This is a genomic window from Azospirillum thiophilum, from assembly GCF_001305595.1.
Classification (GTDB): Bacteria; Pseudomonadota; Alphaproteobacteria; order Azospirillales; family Azospirillaceae; genus Azospirillum; species Azospirillum thiophilum.
The window spans coordinates 1,052,595-1,064,648 of sequence record NZ_CP012401.1 but is presented as its reverse complement, the minus strand read 5'-3'; the positions used below and the strand labels follow the sequence as shown (position 1 = coordinate 1,064,648).

Sequence of the window (12,054 nt, the reverse complement as noted above, 5' to 3'; positions counted from 1 at the left end):
CGCAATGGAATGAGACGAGTCGTGGTCACCGGCCTTGGCGCCGTCACTCCGCTCGGGGCCGGCGTGGGGCCGAGCTGGCGCGCCGTGCTGGACGGGAAAAGCGGCATCCGGGCGGTGGCGGGCGTCGATGCCGCCGATCTGCCCTGCCGCATCGCCGGACAGTTGCCCGGGACCGGGGACGCCCCCTTCGACGCCGACGCGGTAGTGCCGCCCAAGGACCAGCGCAAGATGGACCGCTTCATCCTGCTGGCGCTCGCCGCCGCGGAGGAGGCGGTGGCGGACGCCGGCTGGCGCCCCGCCGACACGGAGGCGCAGGAACGCACCGGCGTGCTGATCGGCTCCGGCATCGGCGGGTTGCCGGCACTGGCCGAAGGGGCGCTGTCCCTGCACGGGAAGGGACCGCGCCGCATCTCCCCCTTCTTCGTGCCGTCGACCCTGATCAATCTGGCCTCCGGCCATGTGTCGATCCGCTACGGCTTCCGCGGTCCGAACCATGCCGTCGTGACCGCCTGCGCGACAGGAGCCCACGCCATCGGCGACGCGGCACGGCTGATCATGATGGACGACGCCGACGTCATGCTGGCCGGCGGCAGCGAGGCGGCGATCTGCCGCCTGGGGCTGGCCGGATTCTGCGCCGCCCGCGCCATGTCCACCGGCTTCAACGACGATCCGGCCCGTGCGTCGCGCCCCTGGGACCGCGACCGCGATGGTTTCGTGATGGGCGAAGGTGCAGGGGTGCTGGTGCTGGAGGAGCTGGAGCACGCGAAACGGCGCGGCGCCACGATCCATGCCGAGGTCACCGGCTATGGCCTGTCGGGCGACGCCTACCACATCACGTCCCCGGCGGAGGACGGCGACGGTGCCTTCCGCGCCATGCGCGCCGCGTTGAAGCGGGCTGGCCTGTCGCCGGACGCCGTCGACTACGTCAATGCCCACGCCACCTCGACCCCTGCCGGCGACCCGGTGGAGATCGTCGCGGTCAAGCGGCTGTTCGGCCCCGCGGCGTCCAGCCTGTCGATGTCCTCAACCAAATCGGCGACCGGCCATCTGCTGGGTGCCGCCGGCGCAGTCGAGGCGATCTTTGCCATCCTGGCGCTGCGCGATCAGGTGGCGCCGCCGACCCTGAATCTGGAGGCGCCGTCGGAGGGCTGCGACCTCGACCTCGTGCCACTGCGGCCGAAGGAGCGGCGCATCCGCCATGTGCTGTCCAACAGCTTCGGCTTCGGCGGCACCAACGCGGCGCTGGTGTTCAGCCCGGTGGCGTGAGGGTGCTTTTTGGACGGTCGGGGGTGGAAGCGGGCAGCCGGTCACCGTAGATATGCGGGCGGCCTTTACCCCTTTCCCCCACCGTTTCACGGACCGCCGATGATACGCGCCCTCGTCCTCGCCTTTGCCCAGCTGTCCGATCCGCGCGTGCGCCGGGTGGTGTGGACCGGCATGTTCGTCTCCGCGCTCGCCTATGGGCTGCTGGCCGGCGGGGCCTGGTGGGCCCTGTCGGTGACGCCGCTGACCGGCTATGGCTGGCTCGACGGCATCATCGACCTGCTGGGCGGGCTGGGAGTGCTGCTTCTCGCCTGGCTGCTGTTCCCGGCCACCGTCGGCATGGTGTCGAGCTTCTTCCTGGACGAGGTGGTGGAACGGGTGGAGGTGCGGCATTACCCCACCCTGCCCGCCCCGCGCCGGGCCGGCTGGCTGGAGGAGCTGGCGACGGCGCTGCGCTTCCTGATCCTGGTGCTGGCCATCAACCTGCTGGCTCTGCCGATCTACCTGTTCGCGCCGGGCCTGAACCTGATCGTCTTCTACACCGTCAACGGCTATCTGCTGGGACGGGAGTATTTCGAGATGGTGGCCCATCGGCGGCTCGACCGCGCGTCGGCCCGGGCGCTGCGGCGGTCGCGACCGCTGAAACCTTTTTTGGCCGGAATCGCCATTGCCTTTCTTTCGTCGATCCCCTTCGTCAATTTGCTCGTCCCGGTCGTCGCCAGCGCCTTCATGGTTCATGTCCTACAGTCCATGTCGGCTCCCCTTGCGGCAGGCCGGACGACCGTGATACGCCGCTAGGCGGCACGGTCGCAGACGGCCTGCCAGAGACCAGCCCGCCAGAGACCCGTCTGCACGGCGGCGCCCTTCCGGCACCGGGCCTCTCGACTTCCGGCTCACTCCGCCACCCGTATGTCCTGATTGGGGGAACCGCTCATGCTGTTCGGACGAAAGACTCCGCCCGCCGCTCCCAAGGCCGACAGCCCCGCCCCACCGCCGCCGGGCGCCCGTCCGTACGGCACGGGCGATGCCGGCACCGTCTCGCCGCTCGCCTCGCTGAACACCCCGGCACCGGGCGCCGAACCGGTATCCGCCGTCACGGCCGGAGCAGCCGCACCCAGCATGGCCCACGCCCTGGCCGACGCGCAGCACGCCGCACCGGCTTATCCCGCTATGCCTTCCGCCTCGAAGGGACCCGATATGACCAGCATTCCCAAGCCTCCGACCGCGCCGTCCGTGCCCGGCGCCGGCTTCAAGACCGATGTGCCGCGCCGCGTGGTCGATATGCCGGGCTCGGCCCCGCGCCAGCCGTCCATGCCCATCGCCACCCCGTCGGCCGCACCGATGGCAGCCGCCCCCGCCCCTGCCCCGGCGGCTCCGCTCGCCCCGGCGATGCCGGAGCAGCGCCGCCTGACCGTCGGCCGCGACATTTCCCTGTCGGGCGAGATCGGCTCCTGCGACGTCCTGGTGGTTGAAGGCAACGTCGAGGCCAAGTTGCGCGAGGGCCGGTCGGTCGAGATCGCCGAGACCGGCCTGTTCAAGGGCTCGGTCGAGATCGAGGAGGCCGACATCGCCGGCCGGTTCGAGGGCGATATCTCCGTGCGCGGCCGCCTGACCGTGCGCTCCACCGGCAAGATCACCGGCTCGATCCGCTTCGGCGAACTGGCGGTGGATGCCGGCGGCCAGTTGATCGGCGATATCCAGCTCTACAGCACCGGTGTCAAGCCGGCCGCCGCGCCGGTTGCGGTTCCCTCCGCCGAGGCCCCGCTCGCCCCGGCGGAAGCCGTCTGAGCAAGGCCGACCCCGCTCGAACTACCCATCACGGAGAACGCCCGGCTGGCCCCCGCCACGCCGGGCGTTCTCCGTTCCGGTCACGCCAATCGGCGTCGGCCCTCCCGTCAGGCGATGATCTTGTCCTTGAAGGCGCAGAGATCGGCGACCGGGCAGATCGGGCAATCGGGCTTGCGCGCCTTGCAGACATAGCGGCCGTGCAGGATCAGCCAATGGTGGGCGTGGCGGCGGTAGAGCTTCGGCACCACTTTCAGAAGCTTGGCCTCCACCGCGTCGGGTGTCTTGCCCGGAGCGAGGCCGGTGCGGTTTCCGACGCGGAAGATGTGGGTATCGACCGCGATCGTCTCCTCTCCAAAGGCGACGTTCAGGACGACGTTGGCGGTCTTGCGGCCGACGCCGGGAAGCTGTTCCAGCGCCTCGCGGTCGCGCGGCACCTCGCCGCCATGCCGCTCGATCAGCAGCTCCGACAGCCGGATGACGTTCTTCGCCTTGGTGTTGAACAGGCCGATGGTCTTGATGTAGCGGCGAAGCCCCTCCTCGCCCAGCGCCACCATCTGCTGCGGTGTGGTGACGAACTGGAACAGCGGGCCGGTGGCCTTGTTCACCCCGATGTCGGTCGCCTGGGCCGACAGCACGACGGCGACCAGCAACGTGTAGGGATTGACGTATTCCAGCTCGCTCCGGGGCTCCGGATTGGCGGCGGACAGGCGGCGGAAGAATTCCTGGATCGCGGCGGGCTTCATGGCCACCAGCATAACCGCAACGCCCAGGCTTGCGCCAGTGGGTGAGCCTGCCTCCCGATTTGGATCGGCATGTCGCAGTTTGCGACAAAAACTGAAAGAATTCGCATAAATCCAACAGAAATCGACGCAGGAATACGGCTTTGCCGGCGCTTCCCCGGTGGCGTATGATTTGCTTACCGCCAAGACACCGTTTGAACGCCTGTAAATGAACCGCGAACTGTTTGCGGCGGCGGCGTTCGGATTGGATAAGGATGTGTGGAGATGACCGCGTCTTATCTTGTGGAAATACTGGATTGGGGACTGCACTTGCGATTGCAGGGCGCGCTGCCGGTGGAGGTGCGCGACAACATCGCCCGGCAGGTTGAAATCCAGTGTGCCAATCTGGCTGCCCGCTCCACGCCCTGGAGCAGCTTGGTCGAGTTCGACCATTTCGAAGCCGATGGGTTCCGACCCGAAATCGTCGTGGCGCTGATGAAACTGGCCCGTCGATGCGGCCATGTCCGCAGTGCCGTGGTAATGACCGACTGGCATTGGGCTTCGGTGATGGCCGAGACGATGATCGCCGCCGGCATCGACGATCAGGCGCGGATCTTCGTGCAGGCGACCGGTGGACCGGGAGAGGCACTGGCCGGCGAGCGACAGGCCGGCGATCTGGCCGGGCTGGACAGCGCCATGGCCTGGGTGCTGTACGGCGGCGCGGTGCCGATGGTGTCGAAGGCGGCATGACCCGCCTTCCTTGCCGTTTTCAGACAGGCACCGGTCGGTTAGAATAATCGCCATGCCCATCATCAGCCCAGAGAACAGTCCAGATTTGGATGCTCCGTCGGCCGTTCCCACGGCGGGTTCCACCGGAACCGGCGCGGTGCGCGTGTTCTTCGATGCCATCCTCCATCCGCACCGCAGCCTGGGACGCGGCGGTTTCCGGGTGCTGATGGCGGTGGTGGTGGCGATGAACATCATCATCGCCGGCATCTTCGTCGCCAACGGCGCCTGGCCGGTGGTGCCGTTCTGCGGCCTGGACGTGCTGGCCCTGTGGCTTGCCTTCCGCGTCAGCTACCGTTCGGCCCGGCAGTATGAGCGGGTCCGGCTGACCGACAGCGCCCTGACGGTGCAGCGGATCCATTGGAAGGTCCCGGAACGACGCTGGTCCTTCCATCCCTATTGGCTGCGCATCAGCCACGATGAACGTACCCAGCATGACCGCCGGGGCCCCGCCGCCGGTCAGGTCATGCTGAGTTCGCACGGCCAGTCGGTCGGCGTCGGGTCCTTCCTGTCCCCGGACGAACGCTCCGCCTTCGCCCATGCGCTGGGCGACGCCCTGCGCGCCTGGCGCCGGCCGTCCTGTCCGCCGGAACCGGTGGGCTGACGGTTCCGTTGCCATAACGGTGACGCCGGGTGGGCAATACCAGCGGTCATTGATGATGACCGCCGGTTCCCCGTCAGGATCCTTGGCTGAGCGCCTCCGCCAACGCGCGGTCCTGTGCCCGGTGGCCGGCCACCACCTGCATGTGCGGGAACGGAATCTCGATGCCCAGTTCGTCGAAGCGCTTCTTCATCCGCTTGTTGAATGCGCGCTGGACACCCCACTGCTTGATCGGGCGCGTCTTGAAGCGAGCGAGGATCACGATCGCGGAATCGGCGAACTTGTCGACACCCATCACCTCCAGCGGCGCAAGGATGTCGGGGGCGAATTCGGGATCCCCCTCCATTTCCTTGCCCAGCTCGACCAGCGCATCGATCACGTGGTCGGGATCCTCGTGATAGGCGACGCTGACGTTGAAGACGGCGAAGGAATAGTCTTTGGTCAGGTTCTTCACCGTCGTCACCGAGCTGAAGGGGATGGAATGCACTGCCCCTGCAGCATCGCGCAGCCGGATCGACCGGATGGAGATCGCCTCGCACACGCCGGAATGGCCGCCGCCGACATCGACCACATCGCCGACCGAGATCGAATCCTCGAACAGGATGAACAGGCCGGTGATGATGTCCTTGACCAGCGTCTGCGAGCCGAAACCGATGGCCAGACCGACGACACCGGCGCCGGCGAGCAGCGGAGCGATGTTGACGCCCAGTTCCGACAAGGTGATCAGCGACACCATCGTCACCAGCAGGATCAGGAAGGCATTGCGCAGCAACGGCAGCAGGGTGCGCATGCGGGCGCTGCGCTCGATCCTGGCGCCGTTCCTGTCGGTGCTGGTCAGGAAGTGCTCGATCAGCGCGCTCACCACCTCCCAGGCGACGATGGCACCCGCCAGCAGCAGGCCGATGGAGATGACGCTGCCGACGATGCGGCGACCGGCGGCGGATTCGACCAGCCCCAGCGTGTCGATGCCCCAGCCGTTCAGCGCCACGCCCAGGGCAACCAGCCAGATGATGGCCTTGCCGATGCGCTGGACGATGGGAAGATAGTGGAAGGCGCGGATGTGGAGTTGCGGCAGGTTGCCGGCAAGCTCGCGGTTCATGGTCAGTCCGCGGCGCAGAGCCCGGTTCAGCCCGCCCACCAGCAGCCGCGCCACCATCACCGCCAGAACGGTCACGGCGGTGCCGCGGGCCAGATACTCGAAGCCGCCATAGACGTTCAGCACCCAGACGCCCAGCGTCACCACGACATAGAGGATGGCAAGCACATGCCAGATCTCGGCGAAGCGGCGGCGCGCGGTGCGCAGGACCGCACCCTGCCCTTCGGCTTCGCGCCGGGCGGTCGCCAGCGGGTCGCCGTCGCCCGACAGCGGGTTGCCGCGCATCCAGTCGGCGACGCCGACGCGGTTCTGCAGGATCAGCGCGATCATCATGCCGGCGATCACCACGCCCAGCAGCTTCAGCAGCGCGCCGTAGGCGCCCAGCGGCAGGCCCAGCACATAGGCGCCTTCGGCCAGGAAATAGCCGTAGACCGCGACCGCGATCAGGCGCCGCGACCAGACATAACAGCGTTGCGCCCCGACATCGCTGGTCTGGACCAGCCGCAGGTTGCCCGCTTCCGGCGCGAACAGCATGCGCACCACGATCAGCAGGGCCTGGGTGATGACGGTGGCGTTCACCACCGCCAGCGCCACCAGCCGCACGCGCGGCGCCGGTTCGGTCACCGACAGGACGGTGTAGGCGACGACGATGAAGGCGACGATCGGCGCCAGCTCCAGCACCGCACGGCCCAGCAGCATCGGGATGCGCAGCAGGGCCGAACCGACATGGCGGGCGGCCAGCGCTTGGCGCGGCCGCCTCAGCAGCCACTCCACCCCGCCTGCGACCAGTGCGCCGACGCCCAGGATCATCGCCAGCTGGATGCCGATCTGAACCCAACGGTCGCGGGCGGTGTCGTCCTCCACCTGCCGCTGGACCCAGGACAAGGCGCCGGGCAGATCGGCGAAGACGTTGCCGACCTGCACGATCTGGCGGCTGACCACATCCATCCGCGCCGCCAGGAACGCCAGCGCATGGGCGCCGATGGTTTGCGGCAGCGCCGACTCACCCTCCGACTCCTTGGCCTCGGCCAAGCCGCGCTGGGCGGTGATCAGATTGCGCAGCTGGGTGACCAGCTGTGTCCGCGCATCCTGGTTCTCCAGCGTGCCGACCAGCGCTTCGAGCTGCTGGACGGTCGCCTCGTCCACCACCACCGGGGCCGCCCCCGCAGCGGGCACGGCCCCGCCTGCGGCAGGTGCCGGAACGGCGGCGGCGGGCGCGGGCGAGGCGGCCAGGGCGGAAGGTCCAGTCCCGGCGAGCAGGGCCGCGAGCAGCAGGACGGCCAGGCCGCCGGACAGGAACAGACGCCAGGCGCGTGCGACAGGGTTTGCGGCGGGCGTTGCGGACCGGATCATCGGCAATTCACTCGGCTGGTCTTGGGAAAACGGACGGCAAGGACAGGCGGATGCTTTGGACCGCCGGCCGGAACCCTGGCGCGGAACTGTGGCTCCAATATGCCGGGCTTCGGGAAGTTAGTTCTCCCGCTTCCGCTTGCCAACCCGGCCGTCTGTTCCTTTTTTAAGCGGAGCCAATGCCGGGACCGATAGCCACCGGGAAATGCCGGCCCAAAATCGCTGCCCCAAAATCGCTGTTAAGGATATGCCATGAGCGATACCCCCACCGGATCGGACCCGACCGCCATACCGGACGCGGCCCAGGATGTGGAACAGGAGGGTGCCGTCCGCGACAAGCTGGTCGCCACCAAGGAGCAATGGGCCCGGCAAGGCCGCGCCCTGACCGGACAGGCCGCCGACCCGGCGCGCGAGCGGCTGCCGCCCGGCCAGCGGCTGGTGACCGACTGGCCGGTGCTGGATCTCGGCATCACGCCGAAGCTGACGACCGGCAACTGGACCCTGACTGTGGACGGGCTGGTGGAGAACCCGCTGTCCTGGCGTTGGGAGGATTTCCAGGCCCAGCCGCAGGAACGGTTCGTCTCCGACATCCACTGCGTCACCACCTGGTCGCGCTATGACAACCGGTGGGAGGGGGTCAGCGCCCGCCGCCTGCTTGACCTCGCCCGTCCGAAGCCGGAGGCGAGCCACGTCGTCTTCCACTCCTTCGACGGCTACACCACCAACGTCGCGCTTTCCGACTTCGACGACGACGGCGTCCTGCTCGCCACGAGCTGGGAAGGCCAGCCGATCAGCCGCGACCATGGCGGGCCGGTGCGCGTCGTGCTGCCCCGGCTGTATTTCTGGAAGAGCGCGAAGTGGGTGAAGCGGATCGAGCTGCTGGCCGGCGACCGCAAGGGCTATTGGGAGGTCCGCGGCTACAACAACCACGCCGACCCGTGGCTGGAGGAACGCTATTCGGATTGACCGTCCCCTGTGCCCGTCCCCTGTGCCGCCCCCGGCAGCACTTGTCAGCAAAAGCCACTTCCGCCATCGGAACGAAACGGCTAAGGTGCGGCGCAAGTGGCCCCGTAGCTCATCAGGATAGAGCGCGAGTTTCCTAAACTTGAGGCAGCAGGTTCGAGTCCTGCCGGGGTCACCACTCGGTTTTCGCAGCGATGCCTAGTGAGCAACGATGGCGCAGACCATCGCTTTCGTCGCTCCGGCAAGATCGGCGGGCGCCAGCACGATCTGCAGGCCGCGCCGGCCGCCATTCACCACCATTTCCGCCAGGTCTGCGGCGCTCCGGTCGATGAAGGTCGGCAAGGCCTTCTTCTGGCCGAGCGGGCTGATGCCGCCGACCAGGAAACCGGTGGTCTTTTCCGCCAGCGCCGGGTCCGCGAGGTCGGCCTTCTTTGCCTTGGCCGCCGCGGCGATCGCCTTCAGGTCCAGCTTGGCCGCGACCGGGATGACGGCGCAGGCCAGCGCCTTGGGTTCCAGCTGGACGATCAGCGTCTTGTAGACGATGGCGGGGTCGAGCCCGAGCGCCTCGGCCGCATGCAGGCCGATGGCGTCGGCCGACGGGTCGTACTCATACTCCATCAGCCGAAAGGCGACGCCCGCCGCCTTCGCCGCATTGACCGCCGGTGTCACCTTCGCCGCCATGCCCAGCACCCGTCCGCCGATGAATCACGGCGGGAGCTTGGCAGGGCCGGTTGGGAGTGTAAAGCCTCCCCCGGCATCGGCAGCCCTGGATAAGGGATCACTCCATCCCGCGGGAAGACGGGTTGCCGATCATGGTCAGGAATTCACGGCGGGTCGAGGGGTCGGTGCGGAAGGCGCCGAGCATGCGGCTGGTCACCATGGTGACGCCGGTCTTGTGGATGCCGCGGGTGGTCATGCACTGGTGCTGCGCCTCGACCACCACGGCGACCCCCTCGGGCTGGAGGACCTCGTCGATGGTGTTGGCGATCTGGGCGGTCATCTTCTCCTGGATCTGCAGGCGCTTGCCATAGGCCTCGACCAGCCGCGCCAGCTTGGAGATGCCGACGACGCGGCGGCGCGGCAGATAGGCGACATGGGCCTTGCCGATGATCGGCACCATGTGGTGCTCGCAATAGGATTCCACCCGGATGTCGCGCAGCACGACCATCTCGTCGTAGCCGTCGGTCTCCTCGAAGGTGCGCGACAGGATCTCCACCGGATCGATGCCGTAGCCGGCGAAGAACTCCTCATAGGAGCGGACGACCCGGTCCGGAGTGCCGGCCAGCCCCTCGCGCGTCGGGTCGTCGCCGGCCCAACGGATCAGGGTGCGCACCGCCTCCTCCGCGTCCGCGCGGGACGGACGGACGACGGCGGGCGTCTCGGAGCGGGGCCGCCCGAGGCCGCGAAGCACGTTGTCGACGAGCGGGGTCTTGGTAGCCGTCACGGGAGACATCCTTTCCATACCTGGTCCATAACTGGTCGGCATCCTGCGCAGGTCGGCGGCAATCGCGCAAAACACCCATCCTTGTGTGACGTCAGTACGGAGCCGGGCCTTTGGCGGATCAATTCCCCCGGCTCATAAACTGTCGGGCTCGCAAGCTGAACGGGGAACCCCGCCTTTCGGGAGTCCCAACATGGTTCTGCTCCCACCGCCTTCAAGGTACGGACAGCCATGCGGCTTGTCAAAGCCGGTTGTTGAATAATTCTAAATATACACGCATTCTATTGTATTATCTGTCTGGCTCAAGGGCCGGTCCGGATCTGGCCATTTCGCGGCGCCCCGGACCGGACGCTTCAGTTCAAGCGCATCGGCTGGTGCGGACTGTCGAGGGAGAAGGCCGGGATCGTCACGTCGAAGGCACGGCCGCCCGCACCTTCCATTCCGTAGCTGCCGGCCATGATGCCTGACGGCGTGCCGAGCGGCGTGCCGCTGGTGTATTCGAAATGCTCGCCCGGCTCCAGCACCGGCTGCTCGCCGACGACGCCCGGACCCCTCACCTCCTGCACGCGCCCCATGGCGTCGGTGATGCGCCAATGGCGGGTGCGCAACTGCACCGTCTCGTTGCCTTCATTCTCTATGCGGACATGGTAGGCCCAGACGAAACGCCCTTCTGCCGGGGCGGACTGGTCTTCCAGGAACATTGGCTGGACGGTGACGCGGATGTCGTTGGTGACGGCGGTATACATGGCGGGCGATCCGATGAACGGCGCCGGCCGGAAACGGGCCGGCGGCAAGGGTGTCCCGGAGGAGTCCGGGAGGGCCGGGCGACGACTCCCCGCAGAATAAGGTCGCCCATCCGGACTGTCCAGAACCCGGCCGGACAATCCTGCGACATCCACGCACTGCGATGGATACAGTCATGCACAGTCTCCGGGTCTGCACGGTCTTGCGATGGGGGGACGACGATGATATATGCGCAAGTCCCAGCAACGGCCGAAGTGCCTTGTCCATGTCTCGTTCGCACGCCCTTCGCATCCGACGACGGAGCCTCGCACCGCGCATCGCGGTTGCGGCCGTCCTTGGGTCGCGTGCGAACGCCAAAGGCACAACGGGGACCTGACACCCCGGCCTTCCGGCGGCGGCGCGATCCGCCCTTTCAGAAGCCTTCTGAGAAGACCTTCTTCCCGCCGGGAGCCCCACGCATGATCATCACCGTCGAAGAGCCGAAGCACGCCGCCGCCATCGAAGCCCTGCTGGACACGTCCTTCGGTCCCGATCGCTTCACCAAGACCGCCTACCGGCTGCGTGACGGCGTCGACTCCATCCCCGCCCTCAATCTCGTCGCCATCGAGCATGACGAGCATGGGCGCGAGGTGGTGGTGGGCACCATCCGCTACTGGCCGATCCAGGTCGGCGGCACCACCCAATCCATCCTGCTCGGTCCCATCGCGGTCGCCGCGCATCTGCAAGGCAGCGGGCTGGGCAGCAAGCTGATCCGGATGAGCCTGAACAAGGCGGTGGCCCTGGGCCACCAGTCGGTCATCCTCGTCGGCGACGCCCCCTATTACGAGCGGTTCGGCTTCTCCCGCGCCCTGACGCTGGGCATGGAGATGCCGGGTCCGGTCGACATGAACCGGCTCCTGGGGCTGGAGCTGGTCGACGGCGCGCTGGCCGGCGCCACCGGCATGATCGGCCAGCCTCTCAGGGCCGACACGCTCGACCGGCCGATGGCCGGTTCCGCTCCCGTCCTGGGCGGAGACACCGGCGCCCCTTTCGGCATGCTGTTCAACCGGACGGGGACGGAGCGAGTGTGGACTGACCGGGTGCGGACCGACTGGTTCTGGCATGGCGGGCTGCAGGCCGGCGCGGCGTGACGGTTCCGGATCGCGGAAAGGTTCGGTTTGCGAAATGCCTGGGGGCGAAGCGGGATTGACTCGATTCGCCCCACACGCGATACCATCTCTCCAGGAGCGACGCCGGTCGGACGGCGTGCCGCGCGCCACGCATCATCGTGAGCGCGCTATTCGTTTTGGTTCAGAGCGGAAGG

At 67.8% G+C, this 12,054-nt stretch carries 12 protein-coding genes and 1 tRNA gene; 8 read left to right on the top strand and 5 right to left on the bottom strand.

The window, feature by feature from the left end:
• Nucleotides 1–9: 9 nt before the first annotated feature.
• The 3 genes from fabF to AL072_RS04855 all read left to right on the top strand — a co-directional run bounded on the left by fabF (nt 10) and on the right by AL072_RS04855 (nt 3,051).
• Nucleotides 10–1,266, top strand: coding sequence for a beta-ketoacyl-ACP synthase II (fabF, locus tag AL072_RS04865; protein WP_045581283.1), 1,257 nt, complete (start codon nt 10–12; stop codon nt 1,264–1,266).
• Nucleotides 1,267–1,365: 99 nt separating this feature from the next.
• Nucleotides 1,366–2,061 carry an EI24 domain-containing protein gene (locus tag AL072_RS04860; protein ID WP_045581284.1) on the top strand — a complete coding sequence of 232 codons (696 nt, stop codon included), beginning with the start codon at nt 1,366–1,368 and terminating at the stop codon, nt 2,059–2,061.
• A 135-nt stretch (nt 2,062–2,196) separates the two neighbouring features.
• Entirely contained in the window at nt 2,197–3,051 is an 855-nt protein-coding gene (locus tag AL072_RS04855; RefSeq protein ID WP_045581285.1) for a bactofilin family protein, read from the top strand.
• 107 nt (nt 3,052–3,158) lie between these two features.
• On the opposite strand, the gene nth is transcribed toward AL072_RS04855, so the two are convergent.
• Entirely contained in the window at nt 3,159–3,794 is a 636-nt protein-coding gene (nth, locus tag AL072_RS04850) for an endonuclease III (protein ID WP_045582485.1), read from the bottom strand.
• 261 nt (nt 3,795–4,055) lie between these two features.
• On the opposite strand from nth, the gene AL072_RS04845 reads away from it, so the two are divergent.
• The gene (locus tag AL072_RS04845; protein WP_144428148.1) at nt 4,056–4,520 is read left to right on the top strand and encodes a hypothetical protein; all 465 of its coding nucleotides are present in this window, start codon (nt 4,056–4,058) and stop codon (nt 4,518–4,520) included.
• Between the two features lie 52 nt (nt 4,521–4,572).
• Complete coding sequence (locus AL072_RS04840; protein ID WP_082108853.1) at nt 4,573–5,160, top strand: DUF2244 domain-containing protein; 588 nt, start codon at nt 4,573–4,575, stop codon at nt 5,158–5,160.
• Between the two features lie 73 nt (nt 5,161–5,233).
• Here the strand turns inward: AL072_RS04840 and AL072_RS04835 are convergent, their stop codons facing one another.
• Nucleotides 5,234–7,606: a mechanosensitive ion channel domain-containing protein gene (locus AL072_RS04835; RefSeq protein WP_052709941.1), complete on the bottom strand. Its 2,373-nt coding sequence runs from the start codon at nt 7,604–7,606 to the stop codon at nt 5,234–5,236.
• Between the two features lie 249 nt (nt 7,607–7,855).
• Between AL072_RS04835 and AL072_RS04830 the strand changes: the two genes are divergently transcribed.
• Both AL072_RS04830 and AL072_RS04825 read left to right on the top strand, forming a co-directional pair.
• Nucleotides 7,856–8,569, top strand: coding sequence for a sulfite oxidase-like oxidoreductase (locus tag AL072_RS04830; protein ID WP_082108854.1), 714 nt, complete (start codon nt 7,856–7,858; stop codon nt 8,567–8,569).
• Nucleotides 8,570–8,667: 98 nt separating this feature from the next.
• A tRNA-Arg gene (locus AL072_RS04825) sits at nt 8,668–8,744 on the top strand.
• Between the two features lie 20 nt (nt 8,745–8,764).
• Here the strand turns inward: AL072_RS04825 and ybaK are convergent.
• The 3 genes from ybaK to apaG form a co-directional block, all read right to left on the bottom strand.
• The gene (gene ybaK / locus AL072_RS04820; protein ID WP_200909781.1) at nt 8,765–9,247 is read right to left on the bottom strand and encodes a Cys-tRNA(Pro) deacylase; all 483 of its coding nucleotides are present in this window, start codon (nt 9,245–9,247) and stop codon (nt 8,765–8,767) included.
• A 97-nt stretch (nt 9,248–9,344) separates the two neighbouring features.
• Entirely contained in the window at nt 9,345–10,010 is a 666-nt protein-coding gene (gene folE / locus AL072_RS04815; protein WP_245636758.1) for a GTP cyclohydrolase I FolE, read from the bottom strand.
• Nucleotides 10,011–10,360: 350 nt separating this feature from the next.
• Nucleotides 10,361–10,753, bottom strand: a complete 393-nt coding sequence (gene apaG, locus AL072_RS04810) for a Co2+/Mg2+ efflux protein ApaG (RefSeq protein ID WP_045581288.1) — start codon at nt 10,751–10,753, stop codon at nt 10,361–10,363.
• A gap of 456 nt (nt 10,754–11,209) precedes the next feature.
• Here apaG and AL072_RS04805 point away from each other — a divergent pair, with 456 nt between their 5' ends.
• On the top strand, nt 11,210–11,881 hold the full coding sequence (locus AL072_RS04805; protein WP_045581289.1) for a GNAT family N-acetyltransferase: 672 nt from the start codon (nt 11,210–11,212) through the stop codon (nt 11,879–11,881).
• Nucleotides 11,882–12,054 lie beyond the last annotated feature (173 nt).